The 25001-nt window shown below is 43.6% G+C and carries 20 protein-coding genes and 1 tRNA gene; 18 read left to right on the top strand and 3 right to left on the bottom strand.

The window, feature by feature from the left end; translation table 11 throughout:
• Nucleotides 1–116: 116 nt before the first annotated feature.
• The 11 genes from K0O23_RS16140 (at nucleotide 117) to K0O23_RS16090 (ending at nucleotide 13445) form a co-directional block, all read left to right on the top strand.
• Complete coding sequence (locus K0O23_RS16140) at nucleotides 117–608, top strand: SixA phosphatase family protein (RefSeq protein ID WP_219878484.1); 492 nt, start codon at nucleotides 117–119, stop codon at nucleotides 606–608.
• A gap of 108 nt (nucleotides 609–716) precedes the next feature.
• The gene (locus K0O23_RS16135) at nucleotides 717–1466 is read left to right on the top strand and encodes a ParA family protein (protein WP_219878483.1); all 750 of its coding nucleotides are present in this window, start codon (nucleotides 717–719) and stop codon (nucleotides 1464–1466) included.
• A gap of 115 nt (nucleotides 1467–1581) precedes the next feature.
• On the top strand, nucleotides 1582–6102 hold the full coding sequence (locus tag K0O23_RS16130; protein ID WP_219878482.1) for a HAMP domain-containing protein: 4521 nt from the start codon (nucleotides 1582–1584) through the stop codon (nucleotides 6100–6102).
• On the top strand, nucleotides 6102–6692 hold the full coding sequence (locus K0O23_RS16125; RefSeq protein WP_219878481.1) for a chemotaxis protein CheW: 591 nt from the start codon (nucleotides 6102–6104) through the stop codon (nucleotides 6690–6692). Before K0O23_RS16130 ends, K0O23_RS16125 begins: the two co-directional genes overlap by 1 nt.
• A 26-nt stretch (nucleotides 6693–6718) precedes the next feature.
• Complete coding sequence (locus K0O23_RS16120) at nucleotides 6719–7081, top strand: response regulator (RefSeq protein ID WP_219878480.1); 363 nt, start codon at nucleotides 6719–6721, stop codon at nucleotides 7079–7081.
• A 127-nt stretch (nucleotides 7082–7208) separates the two neighbouring features.
• Nucleotides 7209–8843, top strand: a complete 1635-nt coding sequence (locus K0O23_RS16115) for a chemotaxis protein CheA (RefSeq protein WP_219878479.1) — start codon at nucleotides 7209–7211, stop codon at nucleotides 8841–8843.
• 41 nt (nucleotides 8844–8884) lie between these two features.
• The gene (locus K0O23_RS16110; RefSeq protein WP_219878478.1) at nucleotides 8885–9529 is read left to right on the top strand and encodes a chemotaxis protein CheC; all 645 of its coding nucleotides are present in this window, start codon (nucleotides 8885–8887) and stop codon (nucleotides 9527–9529) included.
• 44 nt (nucleotides 9530–9573) lie between these two features.
• Nucleotides 9574–10383, top strand: a complete 810-nt coding sequence (locus K0O23_RS16105; protein WP_219878477.1) for a hypothetical protein — start codon at nucleotides 9574–9576, stop codon at nucleotides 10381–10383.
• Between the two features lie 159 nt (nucleotides 10384–10542).
• Complete coding sequence (gene speE, locus K0O23_RS16100; protein ID WP_219878476.1) at nucleotides 10543–11874, top strand: polyamine aminopropyltransferase; 1332 nt, start codon at nucleotides 10543–10545, stop codon at nucleotides 11872–11874.
• The gene (locus K0O23_RS16095; RefSeq protein ID WP_219878475.1) at nucleotides 11867–12937 is read left to right on the top strand and encodes an agmatinase family protein; all 1071 of its coding nucleotides are present in this window, start codon (nucleotides 11867–11869) and stop codon (nucleotides 12935–12937) included. The genes speE and K0O23_RS16095 overlap by 8 nt, the downstream gene beginning before the upstream one ends.
• Before the next feature lie 175 nt (nucleotides 12938–13112).
• The gene (locus tag K0O23_RS16090; RefSeq protein ID WP_219878474.1) at nucleotides 13113–13445 is read left to right on the top strand and encodes a phage holin family protein; all 333 of its coding nucleotides are present in this window, start codon (nucleotides 13113–13115) and stop codon (nucleotides 13443–13445) included.
• 104 nt (nucleotides 13446–13549) lie between these two features.
• Here the strand turns inward: K0O23_RS16090 and K0O23_RS16085 are convergent, their stop codons facing one another.
• Complete coding sequence (locus K0O23_RS16085; protein WP_219878473.1) at nucleotides 13550–13882, bottom strand: four-helix bundle copper-binding protein; 333 nt, start codon at nucleotides 13880–13882, stop codon at nucleotides 13550–13552.
• 239 nt (nucleotides 13883–14121) lie between these two features.
• On the opposite strand from K0O23_RS16085, the gene recQ reads away from it, so the two are divergent.
• Nucleotides 14122–16254: a DNA helicase RecQ gene (gene recQ / locus K0O23_RS16080; RefSeq protein ID WP_219878472.1), complete on the top strand. Its 2133-nt coding sequence runs from the start codon at nucleotides 14122–14124 to the stop codon at nucleotides 16252–16254.
• Nucleotides 16255–16333: 79 nt separating this feature from the next.
• Here the strand turns inward: recQ and K0O23_RS16075 are convergent, their stop codons facing one another.
• The gene (locus tag K0O23_RS16075) at nucleotides 16334–17719 is read right to left on the bottom strand and encodes a S8 family serine peptidase (RefSeq protein WP_219878471.1); all 1386 of its coding nucleotides are present in this window, start codon (nucleotides 17717–17719) and stop codon (nucleotides 16334–16336) included.
• A 561-nt stretch (nucleotides 17720–18280) separates the two neighbouring features.
• On the opposite strand from K0O23_RS16075, the gene K0O23_RS16070 reads away from it, so the two are divergent.
• Together K0O23_RS16070 and K0O23_RS16065 are read left to right on the top strand one after the other, a co-directional pair.
• Nucleotides 18281–19027, top strand: coding sequence for a LexA family transcriptional regulator (locus tag K0O23_RS16070; RefSeq protein WP_317195703.1), 747 nt, complete (start codon nucleotides 18281–18283; stop codon nucleotides 19025–19027).
• A gap of 163 nt (nucleotides 19028–19190) precedes the next feature.
• Nucleotides 19191–19910 carry a pirin family protein gene (locus tag K0O23_RS16065; protein ID WP_219878469.1) on the top strand — a complete coding sequence of 240 codons (720 nt, stop codon included), beginning with the start codon at nucleotides 19191–19193 and terminating at the stop codon, nucleotides 19908–19910.
• Nucleotides 19911–20104: 194 nt separating this feature from the next.
• On the opposite strand, the gene K0O23_RS16060 is transcribed toward K0O23_RS16065, so the two are convergent.
• Nucleotides 20105–20178 (bottom strand) — tRNA-Met (locus tag K0O23_RS16060).
• A gap of 135 nt (nucleotides 20179–20313) precedes the next feature.
• Between K0O23_RS16060 and K0O23_RS16055 the strand changes: the two genes are divergently transcribed.
• The 4 genes from K0O23_RS16055 (at nucleotide 20314) to pnp (ending at nucleotide 24890) form a co-directional block, all read left to right on the top strand.
• The gene (locus K0O23_RS16055; protein WP_219878468.1) at nucleotides 20314–20718 is read left to right on the top strand and encodes an START-like domain-containing protein; all 405 of its coding nucleotides are present in this window, start codon (nucleotides 20314–20316) and stop codon (nucleotides 20716–20718) included.
• A gap of 105 nt (nucleotides 20719–20823) precedes the next feature.
• A complete protein-coding gene (locus K0O23_RS16050; protein WP_219878467.1) occupies nucleotides 20824–22236 on the top strand; it encodes an LptF/LptG family permease in 1413 nt (470 codons plus the stop codon).
• 111 nt (nucleotides 22237–22347) lie between these two features.
• On the top strand, nucleotides 22348–22623 hold the full coding sequence (rpsO, locus tag K0O23_RS16045) for a 30S ribosomal protein S15 (protein WP_219878466.1): 276 nt from the start codon (nucleotides 22348–22350) through the stop codon (nucleotides 22621–22623).
• A 134-nt stretch (nucleotides 22624–22757) separates the two neighbouring features.
• Nucleotides 22758–24890, top strand: a complete 2133-nt coding sequence (pnp, locus tag K0O23_RS16040; protein ID WP_219878465.1) for a polyribonucleotide nucleotidyltransferase — start codon at nucleotides 22758–22760, stop codon at nucleotides 24888–24890.
• The last annotated feature ends 111 nt before the right edge of the window (nucleotides 24891–25001 follow it).

Raw genomic sequence — 25001 nt, 5'->3', positions numbered from 1 at the left:
TTCAAACAATTACAACCTATCTCGTATAACATAGGTTTAATCTCAGAAGATTTTCAGGTTATTTTTTAGTATTATTATAACACATTTGCCTCTATACGAACATATCTGTCTTTTATATGCAACGTAAAATACTCATTTGCAGACACGGCGAGTCAGAAGACCCTTATCCGCTGCAACCAGATTTTGAACGTAAATTAACGCCCTTCGGTACGCAACAAGTAAAAGATACAGGTGTATGGCTACGGGAGAATTTTGCTAAAGTAGATAAAATACTGTCGAGCCCTGCCAAAAGGACAAGTCAAACTACTCGTATAATTGCTGCCAAACTATACTTTGAAGAAGAGCGCGTTGATTACCTGCCTGACCTGTATAATGCTAAAGAGTATGAGTTGCTTAAATGCCTTGCAGCCTTGCCTGATAATGCCCGTACGGTTTTGCTTGTAGGACATAACCCTGGTGTAACCCGGCTTGTGCGCGAACTTACAGACAAGATGGTAGGCTACCTGGATACAGCACAGGCTGTAAGTATAACTATTGACCTGAAAAGTTGGGAGGAAATACATTTTACAACTGGCACATTATCAAATAATACTGCACAGCAAGTATAATATAGTGTTTATACTTGCAAGGCTTATATTTTAGGTTAAATCAGAATTTCTTATCTTTAAGAATATTTATACATGCCACTAAACTATAACGGCTAAGTTTAAACCTCCATGAAAACGACTGTTGTAGCTGTCATTAACCAAAAGGGCGGCACCGGAAAAACTACAACTACCATTAATCTTGGTAGTGCGCTAAATAAATGCGGTAAGAAGGTTTTACTTATTGACTTGGATCCTCAGAGCAATTTATCCTACTCCCTTGCTATTCCTAATGCAGACAGCACACTTGCAGATGTATTTTTGGGTACAAAAAATCTGAATGATATTTTAATTGAAAAAGATGGCATCTGGATAGCGCCCGGCTCCAATGATCTTGTTGATATTGAGATATCGCTGGTGGGTGAAAGTAACAGGGAATCCTTTCTTAAAAGTATACTTTCAGAGGCGAAAGACTTTGACTATGTGCTCATTGACTGCCCTCCGTCGCTTTCCGTACTAACACTGAATGCACTAACTGCCGCACAGGAAGTTCTTATTCCACTGCAGATGGAAGTTCTGACGTTGCAGGGGCTTGATCAGATTACCAAAACAGTTGCAAAAGTAAAAAAAGCGTTTAATTCTAAACTTAAAATAAAGGGAATCGTAGTGGTGATGTTTGATATCCGCAGAAAGCTTAGTTTAGAAGTATTGCAATACCTTAAAGATAACGTGGAAGAAAGAATATTTGACAGTCATATCCGGCTTAACGTAAAGCTGGCAGAAGCACCATCATTTGGTAAAAGCATACTTGACTACGATGCATCATCTAACGGAGCCAAAGATTACATAGCGCTGGCAGAAGAGTATCTCACATTGAATTAGGTCTGCATACTACCGCCTGATTAGTTTTTAATCTGTATATTGCATATAGTAGCTAAGTATAAACAAAAGGTATACTTTCCTTTTTTGACTTACACCCAATCCAACCAATAGAAATATGGCCTTAGGTAAAAACTTGAAGCTGAGTAAAGACAAACTCATTAGTGATGTAGAAACCAAGCCTCAGAAGCCCTCCACTTCTAAAGCAAAGGCAGAAGAGAAAGCACCAGTTGCCAGTCTTAATAATGAAGAGCCTGCAAAGCCTGCGGTTGCAGCAAAAGAAAGTGGTAAGCGGAAGAACCTCACAGAGGCTCCTTTACCACTCAATGGTAACGGAGATAAAAAAGAGACCTTATCATATAATCCCGAATACATAAGCGAGCAGCTTAATAAGGTGTTGTATGCACTTGATGCCTTTAAAAAGGGCGATATCTCTGTGCGACTTACAAAACAGAACAACGATATTTTTGCCGAGATAGCTGAAGCTTATAACTCAATGGTGGAGATGATCGGTGGTGTAGGTGGCGAGGTGTCGCGTATATCTAAAGTTGCGGGTGTAGAGGGTAACCTGAAAGCACGTGCTTCTGCAGAAAGCGCCTCCGGTTTCTGGAAAGACATGATCAACAACATTAATGGTCTTGTTGACTCGATTGCAGTACCTGTATTGGAAGTGGGTAAAGTACTCAAGAATATATCGCGCGGTAACCTGGATGAAACATTCCAGATTCCGGTGTCGGGTGACTTTAAGGTGATGGCCGAAACCATTAACCGCACCATTGATAACCTGAACCTGTTTGCCGGTGAAGTAACGCGTGTGGCCCTGGAAGTGGGTACAGAGGGTAAACTGGGCGGCCAGGCATCAGTGCCGAATGTGGCAGGTGTTTGGAAAGACCTTACGGATAATGTGAACACCATGGCCTCTAACCTGACTTTACAGGTACGAGACATTGCAAACGTGGCAACTGCCGTGGCAAAGGGTAACCTGACCCAGAAGGTATCGGTGGATGTACGCGGGGAGTTTGCCCAGCTAAAGGACAACGTAAACCAAATGGTGGACTCACTTAACATCTTCGCTGACGAGGTAACCCGTGTGGCACGTGAAGTGGGTACGGAAGGTAGACTGGGTGGACAAGCCAAAGTGCCGAACGTGGGTGGCGTTTGGAAGGACCTGACTGACAACGTGAACACGATGGCCAGCAACCTTACTTCCCAGATGCGTGACATTGCCAATGTATCTACGGCGGTGGCGAAAGGTGACCTGACCCAAAAAATCACAGTAAATGTAAAAGGCGAGATGGCTGAGCTGAAAGACATCATCAACCAGATGGTGGACTCGCTTAACATCTTTGCCGGTGAGGTAACGCGAGTAGCACGCGAGGTAGGTACTGAAGGCAAACTGGGCGGTCAGGCAAACGTGCCTAAAGTAGAAGGTACCTGGAAAGAGCTTACCGATAACGTGAACCTGATGGCTGGCAACCTGACCAGCCAGGTACGTGACATCGCCAATGTAGCAACCGCTGTGGCGAAAGGCGACCTTACACAGAAAGTATCTGTTGACGTGAAAGGCGAACTGGGAGAGTTGAAAGACATCCTGAATGCTATGGTGGACAGACTGAACGTGTTTGGTGCGGAAGTAACCAGAGTGGCACGCGAGGTAGGTACTGAAGGTATACTTGGCGGTCAGGCAAATGTGCCTAACGTAGCAGGTATCTGGAAAGAACTTACCGATAACGTGAACCTGATGGCTGGCAACCTGACCAGCCAGGTACGTGACATCGCCAATGTAGCAACCGCTGTGGCGAAAGGCGATCTAAGCCAGAAGATAACAGTTAATGTACGCGGTGAGTTAGCCGACCTGAAGGAAAACCTGAACCAGATGGTGGACTCACTGAACATCTTCGCGGACGAGGTAACCCGTGTGGCGCGTGAGGTGGGTACAGAGGGTAACCTGGGTGGCCAGGCTGCTGTGCCTAACGTAGGCGGCGTTTGGAAAGACCTGACTGATAATGTAAATACCATGGCTGCGAACTTAACCAGCCAGGTACGGGATATAGCTAATGTAGCAACAGCCGTTGCAAAAGGCGACCTTACACAGAAAGTATCCGTGGATGTGAAAGGCGAGATGGCTGAACTTAAAGTCAATCTGAACCAGATGGTGGACTCGCTGAACATCTTCGCAGGTGAGGTAACCCGTGTGGCGCGTGAGGTGGGTACAGAGGGTAAACTGGGTGGCCAGGCTGCCGTGCCTAACGTAGGCGGCGTTTGGAAAGACCTGACTGATAATGTGAATACGATGGCCTCTAACCTGACAACGCAGGTACGTGGTATAGCTAATGTGGCTACTGCGGTTGCGAAAGGCGACCTGACGCAGAAGATAACAGTAGAGACACGCGGTGAGATGGCCGACCTGAAGGAAAACCTGAACCAGATGGTGGACTCACTGAATATTTTTGGTGACGAGGTAACACGAGTGGCGCGTGAGGTGGGTACTGAGGGTAAACTGGGCGGCCAGGCGATTGTGCCTAACGTAGGCGGTGCTTGGAAAGACCTGACAGACAACGTAAACTACATGGCAAGTAACCTGACCTCTCAGGTACGAGATATTGCCAAAGTAGCTACTGCGGTTGCGAAAGGCGACTTAACTCAGAAAGTATCGGTGGAAGCGAGAGGGGAGATCCTTGATCTGAAGGAAAACCTTAACCAGATGGTGGACTCACTGAATATTTTCGCTGATGAGGTAACTCGTGTGGCACGTGAAGTGGGAACGGAAGGTAGACTGGGCGGACAGGCAAATGTGCCTAAAGTTAGAGGCACCTGGAAAGAGCTTACTGATAACGTAAACACCATGGCATCCAACCTGACTTCTCAGGTGCGTGATATAGCTGCGGTTGCTACTGCGGTTGCCAAAGGTGACCTGACTCAGAAAGTATCCGTGGATGTGAAAGGCGAACTTGGTGAACTGAAGGAGAACATCAACCGAATGGTGGACTCGCTGAACATCTTCGCAGGTGAGGTAACCCGTGTGGCCCTTGAGGTGGGTACGGAAGGTAAACTGGGTGGCCAGGCTGCCGTGCCTAACGTAGGCGGCGTTTGGAAAGACCTGACTGATAATGTGAATACCATGGCCTCTAACCTGACAACACAGGTACGAGGTATCGTAAAAGTAGTAACCGCAGTATCGAAGGGTGACCTTACCCAGAAACTGATGCTGGAGGCAAAAGGCGAAGTAGCAGAACTGGCTGAAACGATCAACACCATGGTGGTTGACCTGAACCGACTGGCAGGTGAGGTATCTCGTGTGGCCAGGGTAGCAGGTATTGAAGGAAAACTGACTGAGCGCGCCACTTTACAAGGTGTTGGTGGTAGCTGGAAAGAACTGGTTGATACACTGAACGACCTGCTGGAGTCAATTGTAACGCCGGTACTGGAAGTATCACGTGTAGTTCGTGCTATCTCTGAAGGTGACCTGACTCAAAAAGTAGAGATACAGACGGCAGGTGATATTCTGGATATGGCTAATGCCCTTAATCTTGCAGTAGAAACCCTGAACTCACTATTAGGTGAAATAAATGATTCGTCGCTGGTAGTAGGTAGCTCTTCTGAAGAGATGGCTTCCAGAGGTCTTGATATGAACAGGGTAACACTGGATGTGGCACTCGCCATGCAGCAAATGGCTGAGGGTGCACAGAACCAAGCCCTTAAAACAGATCAGGCCTTTAAGCTGATCGAAGAGATCATGAAAGCCACGAAAGAAACTGCCAATCGTGCAGAAGTGGTGAACAAATCTGCTTTGCTTGGTGAGGAAACATCACAGCTGGGTCTGAAAACAGTAGCAGAAGTGGTGAAGAACATGGAAGAGATCTCCAGCTCGGCTTCACTAACCTCTAAAACCATTGAAGTATTAAGTGCCCGTTCTCAGGAGATATCCAAATCACTGGGTGTGATCACCGACATCGCTGCCCAGACTAATCTACTTGCCCTGAACGCTGCTATTGAGGCGGCCCGTGCAGGTGAGGCAGGCAGAGGTTTCGCGGTAGTAGCCGAAGAGATCAGAAAACTGGCTGAAGGATCACGTAAGTCTGCAAGTGAGATTTCTACGCTGGTAGATGACGTTAAAAAAGATACGGCATCTGCTGCGATGGCGATCTCTACCATGGAGGGACGTGTATTAAAAGGTAAGAATGCGACTTTCGAAGCTTCCGGTGCCTTTAAGAATATTGCAGCATCAAGCGGCGAAACACTCCGTACAGCTCAGGACATCTTAACGGCAACTGAAGTTCAGAAGGCATCCATCGGTGATGTTGTGAAGTATGTGGAGGAAGTTGTTGCTATTGCCGAGCAAACAGCTTCGGGTACGCAGCAGGTTGCAAGCACAGCCAAGCAACTGTCGGCTTCGATGCAGGCACTTACATCTTCGTCTCAGAACCTGAACGATATTGCTGCAGACCTTCAGATCAGCATATCAGCATTTAAACTGATTGATGGTAATCTGATCTTCAACAATTCTAAGAACCGAAAAATGCTGTCGATGCCTGTTTCTACAAAAGCAGAGAGAGCTGCCACTGGCAATAAGCGTCTGGCTACCAAGACAAAAGTTAGTAGTTCTTCAAAAACAGGAGGAGACTCGAACAATAAGTAATGGCTAAGCAAAAGAAAGAGGAAGCGATTGCTCCTGAAGAAAATATAAATACGTTGCCTGTACCTGCTACAAACGGAAACACCGTAGCTGAACAGAGCAAAGCGCAGGAAGTAGTTAAAGAGGAAAATGTACACCTGATCGTTTTTAAGCTTGGTGACGAACACTACGCCATTAAAATTGATCAGGTAAAGGAAGTAACCCTTACGCCAATTATAACGCGCATGCCTCGCACGCCTGATTTTGTGCAGGGTGTTGCCAATATACGCGGTGATATTATTGCCATAGTTGACCTGGAAAAACGCTTTAATATAAGACCTGCAGCAGTTACAGAGGGCTTAAACCCTAATGTGACCTATACGCTCGTTATTGAGGCAAAAGATTACAGCATAGGTGTGGTGGTTAAGGAAGTTCCTCAGTCCCTGAACCTTTCTATGTCCAGGATAGACAGGGCGCCATCGTTCCTACAGGACACTAACATCAAGGAGAATTACATAGAGGGTATCGCCAAAGTTGATAACCGTCTGATCATTGTGCTGGATATGCTTAGAATTTTATCGAGTGATGAGATAAAACAGCTAACCGGAAAATAATACCGTTATAACACTTAAATAAAAGTATGAAAAGAATACTGATTGTAGATGACTCTTTCTACATGCGCACCATGTTAAAGAACATGCTGACAGATGCGGGTTACGAAGTAGTAGGTGAGGCTCCTAACGGACAGACTGCACTTGAACTGGCAAAGGAAACAACCCCAGACCTGATAACACTTGATGTGATACTGCCTGATAACACAGGATTGGATGTACTGAAGGGTATCAAAAAAGATCAGCCGGAAATGAAAGTAATAATAGTTAGTGCCGTTGGTCAGGAAGTTATTGTAAATGAAGCGCTTGAGTATGGTGCACTTTCCTATATAGTAAAGCCTTTCTCAGAAGAAAAAGTGCTGGAAGTTGTAAATAAAGCACTTCAGGATTAATTAAGTATAATTACTCTGGTATCCCAATCAGCTTTATACTTTGGATAATGCATCTTTAACAGGTGGCAGCTAAAAGTATAAAAAAGGGAAGTATGGCTAACTGGGCTTGGTCTTCGGACAACGTTGCATGAAATCGAGAGAACAGGAATACAAGGAAATATTTATTGCTGAGGCTTTAGAGTATTACGACTCTTTAAACAGGCATATCAGCGAACTGGAAAAGCAACCGCAGGATGATCGTATTCTGGCGGAGATATTTCGTTTGCTGCATAACCTGAAGGCAAATGCTAAAGCTATCGGTTACCTGCAGATATCAGATATTTCGCATAAGCTGGAAACAGCCTTTAGCCTGATCCGCAATAAGGAGCTCAACTTCAGTGATGAGGTGGTAACAGTTCTGTTTGACGGTATCGACATGCTCGGCGACCTAATAACGAATGTAGACAACCCTGTTCCGGTTGAGCCTGATCCGGTTTTGCTCCGTAATCTGGATATCATTGTCGACAGTTTGTCCGACAGTGCTATTGAGCTTGCCAAGATCCAGAAATACTCGTCGTCCAAGAATTTGTCTTTATCTGATCTGATCTACATTCAGATTAAGAAGCTGGACCACATGCTTAACTTAGTTGGCGAGTTGATCATTGACAGAGACAGGATAATTTCTCTTAGCCGTGAGTTAAACAACGACGACCTGAAAGTAGTTAGCTCCCACCTGTATCGCATCACAGAAGAACTGCAATACAGTGTAATGGATGCGCGCCTGGTTAATATCGGCACTTTATTCAATAAGTTCCCGAGAATTGTCCGCGATATTGCTTCTGCTGAGCAGAAGGATATTTATCTTAAGATCATTGGTCAGGATATACAGATTGACAGAAATATTCTTCAGATAATTACGGATTCGCTTTTGCACCTGGTTCGTAATGCGATCACACACGGTATAGAGCTGCCCAAAGAGCGAGAAAAAGCGAATAAGCCAAGAGCAGGATCGCTTGTACTTAGTGCACGAAACGAGCGGGATAACGTGATTATCAAGCTGGAGGACGACGGAAGAGGCATCGACTTGAAACAAGTCAGAAAAACAGCAGTCCGGAATAAATTGGTTGCCCCGGATATAGCAGAAGACCTCCCTGATTCTGAGGTACTGTCTTTCTTATTTGAGCCTGGTTTTTCTACGGCAAAGGAAGTAACAGAATTTTCAGGTAGAGGTGTTGGCCTTGATGTAGTAAAAAATGCAATCGATTCTATTGGAGGCCGCTTGCACATTGACTCTATATCTGGAGAAGGTACTACGTTTGCCATGCAGCTGCCGACCTCTATTGCCGTTAAAGGTGCTTTGCTATTTGAAGTTGACAGTATTTTTTATGCTATACCGCTGATACACACAGAACAGGTAATAGCGCTCGACAAAGACGAACTACATGAGGTTGGCGATGTAATGGTTGCCGACTTGAAAGGAGAGACCGTGACGGTAGTTTACCTGAACGAGCTTTTAAATGCCGATGAGGCGACAATTAACCTCGGTGACAAGACCAGACTTCAAGGGCAGATACAAAACATAGTAGTTGTATCCTACAATAACAGGAAGCTCGGATTGATTGTAGATAAACTATACAGGCAGCAGGACATAGTAGTGAAACCGCTAAATAAACCGCTTGATAAAATTGACCTGTATGGTGGCGTAACACTTTTAGGAACCGGTAAAGTTTGCCTGGTACTGGATGTACCGGCAATAACCAGGTATTTTATTCACAGAAGATAGGAACCGTGGGGATGGGAAAGGAAACGACTAAAATGGAAACTATGATGGCACCTCAGATATCTGAACTGGAGAGGGACATAATAAAAGAGATTTTAAACATTGGACTGGCCAGGGCCGCAGATTCGTTTGCTGCTATCGCAAAAGATAAAGTCTTACTTAAAGTCCCGGATATTAAGCTTGTTGAATTGAAGGATTTACTACAGTTAGTTGAACAGTATGCCGATACCCACAACATTATTCAGTCTGATATTAAAGGTGACTTTAACGGGGCAACGCTTATGCTGTTCTCAGACGATCACATTGTGCGTCTTTCAGAGGTTTGCCTGAGTATGCTTGATGTGCAGAAGGGAGAACTTTCTGTGATGCAGGAGTCGCTTCTACTTGAGATAAGTAATATCATAACTGGTGCACTGGTAACACAGATGGCTAATATTCTTAAGGCTCATATCTATGGATCGCCGCCCAAGGCACCTAAATCGCAGATCGCAGATTCGTTAAAAGACATATTGGTGCATAATCCTTTGTTTAAGCCATTGGTATTTACAGTGATAACCCGTTTTACGCATAATTACAAAAGTGTAGAACTGCCGCTGCTGTTGTTCTTCGATTCAAACACGCTTCTAAAAATGCTCGAAATAATCCGTACGTTTGATCTGGGGAAAAACACACTTACAGAAACCGAATAGTAACTTTAGGAGTATGGCTTAAAGTATAAATCTTTACGCCTCACATGCCTACACCCAAGCAAAGTTTAAGCAAGTACGAAATAATAGGCTATGCCCTTATACTGGCCGGCGCAATAGTATTGTTTTGGGGTACAGTAAAATTTAACCTGCTGCACGAACTTTATACCGATCCGTCTGATAGAAAGGGTGGGGTATTTGGAGAGTATGGAGAATTCATTGGTGGTATTGTAGGCTCGCTTTGGGCACTGGCCGGCGTGTTCCTGTTCTTTGCCACACTTACGTATCAAAAGCGCGAATTCGAATTGCAGCGCTACGAGTTGCATAAAACACAAAAGATATTTCAGCAACAAAATTTCTCTACGCTTTATATCAGCTTTGTTAATAAGCATAATGATATCATAGACTCCCTTACCGCCTACGATATTAACCAAAGTCCCCGGAAAGGCAGTAATTTCTTTGTTTTCTTTCAGGAGAAAGTATTGTCATCATTTGTGCAGAAGGTACGCAGCCTTAGCCCTGAACAAAAATCAGAAAAAGAACTACACCGGCTTTTTGAGGAATACTTTACCTATCATTTCTCCTTCTATCAGAATAGCCTCGACCCCTATTTAAAAAACCTGAGCGTTTTGTTCAGGCTGATACAGCGTTACCGTTCAGAAACCCACGACGAGGGCGAATATTACAGCTTTATCACCAAGGCCAACTTTACCCAATCAGAGCTATTCCTGACATACCACGTTGCAAAGTTTAACCTGCTAAAAGAGTTTACCACACTCGATAATACCTTTAATGCCTTTGATGACCTGGTTGAAGCGTACAGAGTAGAGAGTATCGTGGGGCAGGAGCTTAACTAGAACAGATTGAACTAAGTATAAAACCTGTAAAAAAGTATTTAGCACTAACACATTGGTAGGCAATGCAGTATATGTATGTGCTGCATAGTCATTTTTGATTATAGCGCTAGATTTCGTTTTTTTACCCAAATATTCATTTTTAACCTTTCATACCCATTGATGAACGCTTTAGGTAGACACATTTTAGTTGAATTTTACGATTGCTCCCCTGAGCTTATGAACGATGTGGTTCATATCGAAAACAGTATGGTAGCCGCTGCCGAAACAGCCGGTGCCACTGTGATTAATAGCACGTTTCACCACTTTTCGCCTTATGGCGTTTCTGGTGTGGTTGTTATTCAGGAGAGCCACCTGGCTATACACACATGGCCAGAGTTTGGCTATGCAGCCGTAGATCTTTTTACCTGTGGTGATTCAGTGGATCCGTGGGTATCGTACACTTTCCTTAAGGAAGCTTTTGAAGCAGGCCATGGTTCTTCTATGGAGCTGCGCAGAGGGCAGCTTAACCTTTTAAAGCGTACCGATTTTAACCTGGAAGCACTGCGTGATGTATCGCAAAAACCAAACGATGTGCCCGGCACTATTACACGCGATGTATGGTTTACAGAGCGCGACGAGAATATTGCCTTGTCACTGAAGCACTCAGGAAACCAACTTTACAAAAAAGACTCTGACTATCAGCGTGTAGAGGTTTTCGAAACGTTGGCATACGGTAACATGCTTACACTGGACGGTATGGTCATGTGCACTCAGAAAGATGAGTATGTGTACCATGAGATGATCACGCACGTGCCTATGTTTAGCCACCGTAAGGCAAAAAGAGCATTGGTAATTGGCGGAGGCGATGGCGGCACTGTAAGAGAACTGTTGCGCCATGAGCAGCTGGAAGAAGTAACACTGGTAGAGATCGATGAACTAGTTATAGAGGCTTGTAAGCTTCATTTACCAGAAACCGCTGTCGCATTTGATAACCCACGCCTAAACTTATTAGTGGAGGATGGCATCAAGTATATCAACGAATGCGAAGATGGCCGTTACGACCTTATCATAGTTGACTCTGCAGATCCTGTTGGTCCGGGAGAAGGATTATTTACCGCTGAGTTCTACCAGCAGGTACACCGTTGCCTTACACCCGATGGCGTTATGATCACGCAGTCTGAGTCTCCTAGGTTTAACAGCGCAGTTTTTGTTGAGATCTATGATACCTATAAGCAGATATTCGGAGAGAGCAAAGTACATTGTTATCTGGCTGCAATTCCAACGTATCCAACGGGCACCTGGAGTTTCTCATATTCTTCTAAGGGCGACTCAAGTCCATTGATCTATGATAAAACAGCTGCTGCAAAGTTCTCTAAAGAGCAGGGCTTGAAGTATTACAACGAAGACATCCATGCGGCTGCCTTTGCCTTACCTAATTTTGTTAAAGAGCTTCTTAACAAAGGGTCACAGGAAATAATTGAACAGTATTCTGCAGAACCAACAAATGAATAGTAAAGAGCAAAAGATCGCCAACTTCGACCCAAACGGAGTGGGTGATATCAGCGGTGGACTTTTCGGGCTACCTTTTACTGTTGAAGAATCAGAGGTTGTGATCATCCCGACACCTTGGGAAGTTACCGTTTCTTACAGTGCAGGTACAGCACAGGGGCCACAGGCTGTTATGGATGCGTCTCCTCAGCTGGACCTTTTTGAACCTTCTATTCCGGATGCCTGGAAGTTAGGTATAGCCATGGAAGAAATATCCGAAAAGTGGCTTGCTACAAGTGATACCCTTCGCCAGAAAGCAGAGGATTACATTAACTGGCTGGAAGAGGGGAGTCCTGAGGCTAACAACGCCCAGTTTAGTAACGTTACAACCGAAGTTACTGCCAAAGGCGAAGAGTTTCTGAACTGGCTAAAGCAAAAGGCGTTGGGATATCTTAACCAGGGTAAAATGGTGGGCGTACTAGGCGGCGACCATAGCACACCACTTGGCCTGATGCATGCGCTCGCAGAAAAACACGAAGAGTATGGTATACTTCAGGTAGATGCACATGCAGATCTGCGCGAAGCTTACGAAGGCTTTGAGTATTCTCATGCCTCTATCATGTATAATGCCCTTAAGTTACCCCAGGTAAAGAAGTTGGTGCAGGTAGGTATTCGTGATATTTGCCAGGCAGAAGCAGAACTCGCAGCTCAGTCTAACGGCAGGGTTACCATTTTCTACGATGCCACCCTTAAAGAGAACATGTATGCCGGCGACAGCTGGAAAAAAGAGTGTAAGAAAATTATTGCACAGCTTCCGCAGAAAGTCTACATCAGTTTTGATATTGATGGCCTTGACCCGAAACTATGCCCGGCAACAGGTACTCCGGTGCCTGGTGGCCTTGAATTTGAACAGGCTGTATTCCTTATCAAGTACCTGGTGAAGTCTGGCCGTGAGATAATCGGATTTGACCTGTGCGAGGTTGCACCCGGCGAAAGTGAGTGGAATGGTAACGTAGGTGCCCGTGTACTGCAGAAGCTATGCAACTGGATGGCTGTGTCGCAGGGAAAATTGCAAGCTCAGTTTTAGTGCTGCGACTTTCTAAAGTATAAATGGCTACGTTAAGCCTTCTTAAAATGCCTGGTAGTATAGCTTACTGCCAGGCATTTTCTATACTTAAGCAATCGTAAATCTTTATATTTTAATTCATCGTAAAGGCCAGCAAAGTACTACCTTACAGATTATACTTTACTAACTAGATACTATGGGGTTCATCGTAAAACTTTTGATCACAGCTGCAGCTGCTATGGCGGCAGCCTACATATTGCCGGGAGTTACAATTGATAATTTAATTACTGCACTTATACTTGCCTTGGTGCTGGCAGTATTAAATGCTATTGTAAAGCCTGTGCTGGTATTCTTGACTATACCTGTAACTATACTTACTCTTGGTATTTTTCTGCTTGTGATCAACGCCATCATCATACTTCTGGCAGATTACCTAGTGGCAGGCTTTGATACAAGTGGCTTTTTTGCAGCATTGCTATTTAGCTTGGTTCTGGCCATCATTGAGTCTATACTGGATCTTATCTTCTAGTTATACTGGTATGAACTACAAGTATATCTTTTAAATATAAGTATAAAATAACATGGGCCGGAATAGCTACTCCGGCCCATGTTATTTTAAGATAAAAGCTTAGTTTAACGCTGCATCCAGGCTTCGCATGCCTCTGCACATTCACGGCAGGCGTCTGCACATTTCTGGCAATGGTCATGATCATGCTTGCGGCACTCTTCCTCACAAAGTCTGCAAATTTCAATACACTCTTTCATTACATGTTTTGCATGTGCAGAATCGCGGGCAACAAAACGGGCTGTTAATGTGCAGATGTCAGCGCAGTCCCGATCCAGCATGATACACTTCGCCATCTCTTTAACATTATCTTCATGCAGGCAGGCAGTAGCACAGGTTTCGCAGGCTGTTATACATTTGATCAGTACATGCTCAAGTTCGTTTGTTCTTTCAGATTTCATAGTTATATGTTTATAGTTTAAACTCTATTAAGGTACGGGCTTGTAAAATCAGGGTTATTGAAAGCTGGTATCTAACCATTTTTAAAAGATTTGTCTAGGTTTTTAGCAGCTAATTGAATTATTGTCAGAGTAAAAGATTTAGTAAAAGTATAGCTCGTTATTGCCGGCGGTAATAGCTAACTTTGAAGTATAAACAGATGGAGATGAAACAGGTAAATGCCTGTATTTGAAGATTAAGTATGGTTACGATTCGTAAAGCAAGAGAGGCACTGAAGTTATACTTTGGGTATGAGCAATTCAGGCCCATGCAGGAGCAGATAATAGATGGTGTGTTGCAGGGGAAGGATGTCGTGGTACTAATGCCTACTGGCGGAGGCAAATCTGTTTGTTTCCAGGTTCCTGCTATTGTTATGCCAGGTATTTGCGTTGTGATATCCCCGCTTATTGCCCTCATGAAGGACCAGGTAGAAGCGTTGCTTGCAAATGGTATTCCGGCTGCTTACATAAACAGTTCACAGTCTGCGGACCAACAATATCAAATAGAGAACCAATGCCTTGAAGGTAAGCTCAAATTGCTTTATGTGTCTCCTGAAAAGTTGCTTTCTTCTGGTTTTCTGTCTTTTTTAAAACGCATTAAAGTATCCCTTTTTGCTGTAGACGAAGCACACTGTATATCAGCCTGGGGCCACGACTTCCGGCCAGAGTACACACAGTTAAAGGCAATAAAACAGCAGTTTCCATCTGTACCTGTAATTGCCTTAACAGCAACAGCCGACAAACTTACGCAGAAGGATATACAGGAACAGTTATACTTGCGCAACCCTGAAGTATATGTAGCGTCATTCGACAGGCCTAATATTAACCTTATGGTTAAGCCAGGGCGTGACAGATTTAATAAAATTACTGAGTTTCTTAACCGCCACCATAACCAGCCGGGCATAATCTACTGCCTTAGCCGGAAAGGAGTAGAGGCGCTGGCCAATAAACTGAAAGCAAATGGATACAGCGCCACGTATTACCATGCAGGTATGTCGCCAAACCAGCGTGCCAAAGCGCAGGAAGATTTTCTAAGAGACAATGTGCAGATAGTATGCGCTACTATTGCCTTTGGTATGGGTATAGATAAATCAAATGTGCGCTGGGTTATACATTACAACCTGCCTAAAAACATAGAGGGCTATTACCAGGAAATTGGCCGTGCCGGCCGTGATGGCGCCAAATCGGATGCACTTCTTTTTTACAGCTTTGCAGATGTTATGAACATGCGCAACATGCTACAGGAGAACCAAAGCCGCGAAACACAGACAGAACTGCAACTGGTAAAACTGGAACGAATGCAGCAGTTTGCGGAAGCATCGGCCTGCCGTAGAAGGATTTTGCTTCAATATTTTGGAGAAACTATGCGTAAGGACTGCGGTAACTGTGATATCTGCCGTAATCCTCCTGTCAGGTTTGATGGTACACTCCTGGCTCAAAAAGCACTATCTGCCATTGCCCGTACACAGGAGCAGGTAAACATGGGATTGTTGGTAGATGTGTTGCGCGGTGCACGTACCAGCCAGGTAATGCAGCATGGTTTTGACAGAATAAAAACCTATGGTGCTGGCCGCGAAGTTAGTACCATGGACTGGAATCGTTACCTGCACCAGTTGCTTAACGAAGGATACATGGAGATGGCCTATGACCAAGGTTATACTTTAAAGCTGACAGAGCACAGCAATCAGGTTTTGTTCGAAGGCCGCAAAGTACAGTTAGTTAAGTTCGAGGATGTAAAGCAGGAGGAGCCAGCTGTAAAAGCACGTCCGAAGCGTGAACTGATAAAAGATGCCCTGTTTGAGCGCCTGAGAGCATTGCGTAAACGGATTGCCGATGAGGCAGGGGTGCCGCCATATGTGGTGTTTACAGATACCACCCTGCAGGAGATGGCTGCCGAACGCCCTACTACTAAGATTGCAATGCTGTCTATTTCCGGGGTGGGTGCTCAGAAATTTGAACGCTACGGCGACCAGTTTATGAGTGAGATAATTGACTTTATAAACGACGAACAGGCCAAAGGCAGTAAAATGAAGGGAGCTACCCACCTGGCTACTTTTGAGCTACTTAAACAGGGTTACACAATTGAGCAGATTGCGATACAGCGTAACTTAAATCCAGTTACAATATTCTCACACATCGCCACTTTGTTTGAGCAGGGGTATGATATTGATCTTTATAAGTATGTGTCTAAGGGGGAGTATAAAGTAATAAGCAAGGCTATTGCTAAACTGGGCGTAGACGCAAAGCTTAAAGACCTGTTCGAATTTCTGGAAGAAAACTACGAGTACTATAAAATCAGGCTTTCTGTATCGATCTTCAAAAAGGAGAAGGCATAGAATAAGTACCGGACAAGTATAAAACAGAGAGGGCTGCCAGTTATGGCAGCCCTCTCTGTTTTATAGTATAATCTACTAATTACTTTACAGAAGCAATTGGATCAGGGGTATTGTCTTTATCACCAGTAATAGTGCCTTGTGAGTAAACAGTACCTCTCAGTAGTAATACACCCGCAACGTGAGGCGCTGCAAATGATGTACCATAGCCACCGCTACCAATACCGCCACCTTTAGTCGTAACAGTAACGTTAGCACCCGGAGCAGCAAAGTCTACAGAGGCACCATAGTTAGAAGAAGACCATAGACGGTTGTAAACATCCATGGCAGATATAGTATAAACACCCGGAGCATCTACACGGGCAGGAGAAGTGCCAGAGCAGTCTACGCCACTGTTACCTGCAGCTATGGCGAAGAAAATACCTTTGGCAGCTGCTGCAATTACAGCGTTGTCAAGTGTAGAAGAAATACCTGCGCCAAGGCTCATGTTTACCACATCACCTGGCTTGGCATACGTACTTGCATGGTTTACAGCTGAGATCGCTCTTGAAACTGTTCCACTCCCCACATCATCAAATACGCGTAGTGCTACAACTTTGGCATTGGCTGCAACACCGATCATACCAGAACCATTATTTTTGGCTGCGATAACACCGGCAACTGAAGTACCGTGTCCGTAACCGTCTTCAACAGAAGTAACGCCATAAATAAATGATACGCTTCTGCTCAGGTCCACGTTAAGGTCTGGGTGGTCAGTGTCGATACCTGAGTCGATAACCCATACAGTTTTACCTGTACCGTCGCCATAACCTACGCGCTCAATATTCCAAGGTAGGTTTTCACCAGCTATTGGCGTGATAGTAGTATAAGAGTTTGTTGTTGGAGCAGGAGCTGGTGCTGGAGCAGGCTCAGTTGTAACCGGATCTGTTGGCGTTGGCTCAGTAGGAGTAGGTTCTGTAGGAGTTGGCGTAGGATCTGTTGTTGTGCCGCCGTTATTCTTTTTAGTGCCTCCTTTACCTGTATTTGTAAAGTCTTTGTTGTTTCCTTTGCCTAACGATATTACTCTATCCTGCTCAATATAAGCTACATTTGAGTTTTTTCGTAGGTTAGCTACTTGTTCTTCGGAAAGTCGGGCAGCAAAACCGTTAACTACACCGTCAAATTTTTGTACCAGATCAGTGCGGGAGATATTGGCTTCATTTAACATACGATCGCGCATAGTACTGAAGCTAGCTCGCTCAGTTGTAGACATATCGTTTGAGCCAGAAGAGCTGAGTTTGCTCTTGCCATTCTTAAACACCACTATATACTGGCCTGCAATGGCATTGCCAATTTCACTTGGTGATTGTTCTACACTGCTTTCAAACTGATTTTCCATCAGTTCTTCTTTCTGGCACCCTACTAGTGTAACTGCTGAGGCTAGTGCAAGACATGACACTGTTCTTTTCAAACCACTTTTAATTGTCATAATTCTTTGGCTAAAAATTAAAAAATATTTACTGTCTGATGTAACCTTTATTTCAAAGTGTCGTAACCCGTGTTTTATTTAAAAAGTTCAAGTCCCTGCCAAAAATAATGGCTAAATTTCAAGTATGAATTTTCCGACGTTGATGGTAGGAGAGCTAACTTAAAATATAGGAAATCTATCGGTGTTTATGTTGTGTTAAATTGCACCATATATGATTACACTCACAACATAATCTTTAAGTCTGTTTTATAAATACCTTTAAAAGATAAATATACAGGCTTTTTGCTTTAATTAGCAAATCTAAAGGTGGTGAGATTAAATGTATTTATATGATTATGCAAAGAACTTGGTGGATGGATTATAATTTGTGATGTTATCACCATGAAAAGTTAGATTAATTATATTTATCTAAGTTGCTAATTTAAATGCTAATATGTTTAGTATTTTATAGTTGCTATTGTTATCTTTACAGAAAGAAAGAGATATTTAATCTATACTATTTATATTATTAGCTAAAACATTTGGCAGATCAGCAGTATGGTAACTTCAAACATTAGGTATTTGCGAAAAAGCGCTGGCTACACCCAAGCCCAGTTGGCCGATAAGCTGGACATTAAGCGTTCATTAGTGGGTGCGTACGAAGAGGGAAGGGCAGAACCAAAATTGACCACTTTGGTTAATTTTGCAAAGTTGTTTGACATAACTCTTGATGATTTGATCACCAGGGATTTGTCTGATCCTAATACACAAAAAGATAGTGTGGCCAAAGGAGGCGGTAAACTTAGGGTGCTTGCAATTACTGTTGATGAGCAGCAGCGTGAAAATATTGAGCTGGTTCCTTATAAAGCAAGTGCCGGATATTTAAATGGTTACGCTGATTCTGAGTTTATAGAAGATTTACCGCGGTTTAAGCTGCCAATGCTTGGCACTGGTGGTACTTACCGTGCTTTCGAGATTAGTGGAGATTCCATGTTGCCAATTGCATCTGGTACCGTCATCGTTGGACGTTTTATTGAAGACTGGTCTACAATCAAGGATGGAACGCCTTGTATTGTTGTGAGTCAGAAAGAAGGGGTTGTTTTTAAACGGATTTTCAATAAGATCAAAGATGCTGCCGTATTGCGGCTTCATTCTGATAATCCGGTTTATTCACCATACGAAATCGGGGTTGAGGATGTGATAGAGATATGGGAGGCTAAATCATACATAAGCTCTTCCTTCCCAATTGCAGACCTGTCGCTTGATAAACTTTCCTCGATTGTTCTTGATCTGCAGAAAGAGGTACAGAAATTAAAGAAAGTAGAGTAACAGTTTTTCAATCATATTTTAAACAGCAAGGTCCTGCCAATGCGGCAGGACCTTGCTGTTTATATGCCTGGCATTATAATAAGGCCATTTGTTTTAACTAGCTAAATAGTTTATCCGTACAGCATAGCAATTGCGATTGTTTTAAGATAAACTATGCATACAAATGATAAAACTTATAACTGCTGCTGAGCGTCACACGGCTAATGTCGGTGATTGGCTGTCTTCCCACTATCTGTTCTCCTTTGCAGATTACTACAACCCTGCCAATGTGCAGTTTGGGCCACTTAAGGTATTTAATGATGATGTCATGAAAGGAGGATCCAGCCTTCCTGACCATCCGCATGCCGAAATGGAAGTTGTTACTGTAATGCTTGACGGGGAACTTACTCATAGAGATAGTTTAGGAAACGAAACCAAGCTTAAAGCCGGAGAGGTGCAGCGAATGTCAGCCGGTACAGGCCTAACGCACTCTGAGACAAACGAGGGCGAGGTGTCTGCCCATTTTTACCAGCTGTGGTTTTTACCCAACAAGAAGGGCGTTTCACCAGCTTATGAGCAAATGGCCATTGACTTTTTGGATAATGATGGGCGTTTAACTCCATTGGTTACGGGGCAGAGAGTGTTAGAGAATGTGCTCTATATGAACTCGAACTCTACCGTATATTTTGGCAAACTAGGGCAGGGGAAGGATATTGATTTTAAAACCTTTAAGATTCGGAAAACACTTATATATATTATTAAAGGCAATATGCTGGTAAACAACGTGGAAGCGGACCAGCATGACCAGGTGCGCCTGGAAGACTACGACTTTGTAAGTATACATGCCGTTTCTGATGCAGAATTTTTGTTGATAGATGTGCCGGCGCTGGAAGTCAATTATTGATTATACCTTATGCATTAGAAAATAATTGAATAGCGCCAGATCTGATGTGTTTTGGTTATTAGCAAACTATTTAATCAAGGCAGAGAAGGTCAAGTGGGTTCTGTTTTGAGTAAAGTACACTTACTTAATTGTGAACAAGTATCACAATACGATAAATGAAAAAGCCTGCTGGAATACACCAGCAGGCTTTTTTGTAGCGGGGAGCAGAATCGAACTGCCGACCTCAGGGTTATGAATCCTGCGCTCTAACCATCTGAGCTACCCCGCCGAATTGTGGTGCAAATATAGCTGTTTGGGATTTAAATATGCAAGCAATGAATCAAAAAAAAATATTTTAGTTTTTAGATATATATAGAATCAGAAATAAGTACTATAATTACTCAGACACTTTCATTACTTATTTATGACGAGAGCTACCAAGACAAAATTTGTACGCGAGTACCCTATTAACGCTTCTGCAAAACTACTGTATCCGTATTTAAGCACACCAAGTGGTTTGGCTCAATGGTTTTGTGATGATGTTACCGTGAATGAAGACAAAGTATACAATTTTGTGTGGGACGGCCGTAGCCATTTTGCCGAGATGACCGGGCTTCGCACGAACAAATCTGTGCGCTATCTTTTTCTGGATGAAAATAAACAACATATCACGGATGGCCCTTACGTAGATTTCTCAATTGAATCTAGTGAACTTACCCAAGAGCAGTTTCTTAAAGTAGTAGACTATTCTGACGAAGATGACGTGGAGGAACTCGAAGAGCTTTGGGATAACTTGTTTCATAATCTGAAGGAAATTGTTGGAGGGTAGTACCGATACAACTCTATCTGCTTATCTTTGCACGATTTTTGGAAGCCCCGTGTTTAATTTGGACATGGTGGCATTCAACTGCTGTTCCGCCATTTTTAGGCTCTCATGAAAAAACTAGATAAGCTTATAATTCGGTCATTTTTTGGCCCTTTCATACTCACTTTTGCTGTTGTTGAGTTTATACTGTTAACACAGTATATGCTCAAGTATCTTGACGAACTGGTGGGGAAGGACCTTGGTGCAAGTATATTCGGGGAGTTACTGTTCTATTTCAGTTTGAACATGGCTCCGGTGGCATTGCCCTTGGCTGTGCTATTATCGTCACTGATGACCTTTGGTACGATGGGAGAGCACCATGAACTCACCGCAATTAAGACTTCAGGCATAAATCTCACGCGTATACTTCTTCCTGTCTTTCTGTTAGTCTCTGCACTTACAGTTGGCGCTTTTTTCTTTAACAATGTCATGGTGCCTAAGGCTAACCTTAAGGCGTATAGTTTGCTCTGGGATATCAGGCAGAAGAAACCTGCTATGAATTTTAAAGAAGGCGCTTTTTATAACGGCCTGCCAGGTTTAAGTATAAAAATAAATAAAAAAGTAAATGATGAGGGTGCCATGAAGGACATTATGATTTATGACCATTCAAAAGGAGGGGCAAACTCCAGAGTTATACTTGCTGATTCTGGCAGAATGTACACAGATTTTAATGACGCTTACCTTGTAATGGAACTCTACGACGGCAACACTTATGTGGATGATCAGACCAGTGGTATGCGAAACTCCAACGAGCAGTTCATCAGACAGGAGTTTGATGAGAGCAAGATCATTGTTAGCCTTGCCTCTTTTAACCTCGACAGAACCCGCGAGGAGCTCTTCTCAGATAATAAAATGATGAAGAACATCAAGCAGCTTAACGTTGTTACCGATTCACTGAGAAATTATGCAGGCCGCGAGAAAAAATTATATGCCCCCAATGTTGACCCTTTCTTTATGTATTTTAAAGCCGATACAGGGGATGTTAAAAACGGCTTAAGGTTTAAGGGGCAAGTAGTAGAAAAAGAGCTGCCTGCTATCAATGCAGATGTTATGGCAATGGCTACTAACAAGGCTAGAAATATAAAGAGTTTTACATCAAGTTACCTGGAGCGCATCAATAATACAATGCGCGACGCTAATAACTATGAGATCGAGATCTGGCGAAAGTATACCCAATCTGTAGCCATACTTGTTATGTTCCTTATTGGCGCACCGCTTGGGGCAATTATTAAAAAAGGTGGTTTGGGTGTACCGGTGATCATCTCCATTGTATTCTTTATACTGATGTATGTATTAGCCATACTAGGGGAGAAGTGGGCCCGCGAGGGGTTGGTGCCTGTAGGAGCAGGGATGTGGGGGGCAAACCTGATACTATTGCCAATCGGTCTTTTCTTTTTATACCAGGCCCGTAACGATTCAAGTTTGCTGGAGATGGACTTCTGGCGTAAACTTATGGCCCGTATGCGCCGCAACAAGCTTTAATGCGTCAAAGATGTCAGTACAAATAATTTTTTATTAAAATTATTTGTATATCTTTGCGCCTTATACAGCAATCTTACGAACGAAAAAACACAGATTGATATTTTATACGCAATGAAATTAACTACTGAAGCGAAACAAGAAATTTTTGAAAAGCACGGCCAGGCAAAGTCTAAGACTGACACAGGGTCTCCGGAAGCTCAGATTGCGCTTTTTACTACGCGCATCGCTGACCTTACAGAGCACCTGAAGGTTCACAGAAAAGACTTCTCAACTCGTTTAGGCCTTTTAAAGCTGGTAGGTAAAAGAAGAAGACTTCTTAACTACCTTCAGAAAAATGACATTGAAAGATACAGAGCAATTATTGCTGAGCTAGGTATCAGAAAATAAACGCTTTTTATATTAGGGAATTCACATTGGGGATTCCCTAATCTTTTTCTAAGTACCCCTCTTTCCTCCTTTTTGCCAGTACCCAGCAGTGGCCGCAAAGGGCAGCCCTGTTTTTAGATGAAAAATAATTGAAGATGTCACAAAACGCGATCACAAAAACCATTCTTCTTCCTGATGGCAGGGAGATCATAATCGAAACTGGTAAACTAGCCAAGCAGGCTGACGGTTCTGTAGTAGTTAAAATGGGTAACACCATGCTGCTTGCAGCCATTGTCTCTAACAAAGATGCCCGTGAGGGAGTTGACTTCTTGCCTTTATCTGTAGACTATCAGGAGAAATTTGCCTCTTCAGGTAAAATTCCAGGAGGTTTCCTTAAAAGAGAAGCAAGATTATCTGATTACGAAGTATTAGTGTCTCGTTTGGTTGACCGTGTGCTGCGCCCGCTGTTCCCAGGTGATTATCATGCAGAGACGCAAATGACGATACACCTTATCTCTGCAGACACGGAGATTATGCCAGATGCACTGGCAGCTCTTGCCGCTTCTGCAGCGCTGGCAGTATCTGATATTCCATTTAACGGCCCGATCTCTGAAGTGCGTGTTGCACGTATCGATGGCCAGTTAGTAATTAACCCAACTGTTACAGACCTGCAGAGAGCCGATATCGATATGATGGTAGGTGCCTCTATTGATAGCGTTGTGATGGTGGAAGGGGAAATGAACGAGGTTTCTGAGTCAGAAATGCTGGAGGCTATTCAGTATGCACACGAAGCCATCAAAGTACAGTGTCAGGCACAGCTTGAGCTAGCTGAAATGGTTGGCAAGACAGTGAAGCGTGAGTACTCGCACGAGACGCACGACGAAGAACTGCGCCAGAAAATATACGATGCCACTTATGCTAAGGCTTACGAAGTTGCTAAGAGAGGCAGCGATGTAAAGTCTGACCGTAAATCTGGCTTTGCTTCTGTTTTAGATGAGTTTGTAGAATCTCTTGGTGAAGACCACGGGTATGACATGACGCTGATCAAAACATACTACCACGATGTAGAGAAGGATGCTGTTCGTAACATGATCCTGAACGACAGAGTTCGTCTGGATGGCCGTGCACTTGATCAGATCCGTCCAATCTGGTCTGAGATCAACTATCTTCCTGCTACACACGGTTCTGCTGTATTTACACGCGGTGAAACTCAGTCTTTGACTACAGTAACTCTGGGCACTAAGCTTGACGAGCAGTTGATCGACAGTGCTATGGTGTCTGGTACAAATAAATTCTTGTTACACTATAACTTCCCTGCATTCTCTACAGGCGAGGTTAGACCAAACAGAGGCCCGGGTCGTCGTGAGATCGGTCATGGAAACCTGGCACTTCGTGCGCTTAAGAAAGTGTTACCGGAAGAGAATCCATATACTATCCGTATCGTTTCTGATATCCTTGAGTCTAACGGTTCATCTTCTATGGCTACAGTATGTGCGGGCTCGTTAGCGCTTATGGATGCCGGCGTACCAATAAAAGGTGCTGTTTCTGGTATTGCCATGGGACTTATTACAGATGAGAAGACAGGTAAGTTTGCCGTTCTTTCTGACATCTTGGGTGACGAAGACCACTTAGGTGACATGGACTTTAAAGTTGCCGGTACAAGAAATGGTATCACAGCTTGCCAGATGGATATTAAAGTTAACGGTTTATCTTCTGAAGTACTTCAGCAGGCGCTTGCTCAGGCGAACGCAGGTCGTTTACATATCCTGAACGAAATGAGTAAAACCATTTCTGAGCCCAACGCTGATTATAAACCACACACCCCACGTTCATTTAACATCGTTATCGATAAAGAGTTTATTGGTGCAGTTATCGGACCAGGTGGTAAAGTGATTCAGCAGATCCAAAAAGACACAGGAGCTACGATCATCATTGAAGAGAAAAATGAGAAAGGCCATGTAAGTATTTTTGCCAGCAACCAGGATGCCATGGACAGTGCGATCGGTAAGATCAAGGCCATTGTTTCGCAACCTGAGATCGGTGAAGTATACATCGGTAAAGTTAAATCTATCCAGCCTTACGGTGCATTCGTTGAGTTTATGCCTGGTAAAGATGGATTACTTCATATCTCTGAAATTAAGCATGAGCGCCTTGAAACCATGGACGGCGTGCTTGAGATAGGCGAGGAGATAAAGGTTAAACTTATCGATGTAGATAAAAAGACGGGTAAATTCAAGCTTTCCCGTAAAGTTCTGTTGCCTAAACCAGAGGCTTCTCAGCAACAATAGACTATCATTTAAAGCTCCTGGTGCCGCTCCCAAAGAGGACATAAGGGCACCGGGAGCTTTTTCTTTTACTGCGCAAGCTATTACGTCTTGATTTTATTTATAAGATGTAAG

The sequence above is a fragment of the Pontibacter aydingkolensis genome (assembly GCF_019443125.1).
In the GTDB taxonomy this organism is placed as follows: Bacteria; Bacteroidota; Bacteroidia; order Cytophagales; family Hymenobacteraceae; genus Pontibacter; species Pontibacter aydingkolensis.
The sequence above is the reverse complement of the archived record's forward strand: the minus strand, read 5'-3'. Positions and strand labels throughout refer to the sequence as shown.

Bases quoted from the DNA above. Each gene is read 5' to 3' on its own strand.
- pnp (WP_219878465.1), top strand. From the start codon at position 22,758: ATGTCACAAAACGCGATCACAAAAACCATTCTTCTTCCTGATGGCAGG.
- speE (WP_219878476.1), top strand. From the start codon at position 10,543: ATGAACGCTTTAGGTAGACACATTTTAGTTGAATTTTACGATTGCTCC.
- K0O23_RS16050 (WP_219878467.1), top strand. From the start codon at position 20,824: ATGAAAAAACTAGATAAGCTTATAATTCGGTCATTTTTTGGCCCTTTC.
- K0O23_RS16065 (WP_219878469.1), top strand. From the start codon at position 19,191: ATGATAAAACTTATAACTGCTGCTGAGCGTCACACGGCTAATGTCGGT.
- K0O23_RS16090 (WP_219878474.1), top strand. From the start codon at position 13,113: ATGGGGTTCATCGTAAAACTTTTGATCACAGCTGCAGCTGCTATGGCG.
- K0O23_RS16135 (WP_219878483.1), top strand. From the start codon at position 717: ATGAAAACGACTGTTGTAGCTGTCATTAACCAAAAGGGCGGCACCGGA.
- K0O23_RS16085 (WP_219878473.1), bottom strand. From the start codon at position 13,882: ATGAAATCTGAAAGAACAAACGAACTTGAGCATGTACTGATCAAATGT.
- K0O23_RS16095 (WP_219878475.1), top strand. From the start codon at position 11,867: ATGAATAGTAAAGAGCAAAAGATCGCCAACTTCGACCCAAACGGAGTG.
- K0O23_RS16130 (WP_219878482.1), top strand. From the start codon at position 1,582: ATGGCCTTAGGTAAAAACTTGAAGCTGAGTAAAGACAAACTCATTAGT.
- K0O23_RS16125 (WP_219878481.1), top strand. From the start codon at position 6,102: ATGGCTAAGCAAAAGAAAGAGGAAGCGATTGCTCCTGAAGAAAATATA.
- rpsO (WP_219878466.1), top strand. From the start codon at position 22,348: ATGAAATTAACTACTGAAGCGAAACAAGAAATTTTTGAAAAGCACGGC.
- K0O23_RS16105 (WP_219878477.1), top strand. From the start codon at position 9,574: ATGCCTACACCCAAGCAAAGTTTAAGCAAGTACGAAATAATAGGCTAT.
- K0O23_RS16075 (WP_219878471.1), bottom strand. From the start codon at position 17,719: ATGACAATTAAAAGTGGTTTGAAAAGAACAGTGTCATGTCTTGCACTA.
- K0O23_RS16110 (WP_219878478.1), top strand. From the start codon at position 8,885: ATGATGGCACCTCAGATATCTGAACTGGAGAGGGACATAATAAAAGAG.
- K0O23_RS16055 (WP_219878468.1), top strand. From the start codon at position 20,314: ATGACGAGAGCTACCAAGACAAAATTTGTACGCGAGTACCCTATTAAC.
- K0O23_RS16140 (WP_219878484.1), top strand. From the start codon at position 117: ATGCAACGTAAAATACTCATTTGCAGACACGGCGAGTCAGAAGACCCT.
- recQ (WP_219878472.1), top strand. From the start codon at position 14,122: ATGGTTACGATTCGTAAAGCAAGAGAGGCACTGAAGTTATACTTTGGG.
- K0O23_RS16120 (WP_219878480.1), top strand. From the start codon at position 6,719: ATGAAAAGAATACTGATTGTAGATGACTCTTTCTACATGCGCACCATG.
- K0O23_RS16115 (WP_219878479.1), top strand. From the start codon at position 7,209: ATGAAATCGAGAGAACAGGAATACAAGGAAATATTTATTGCTGAGGCT.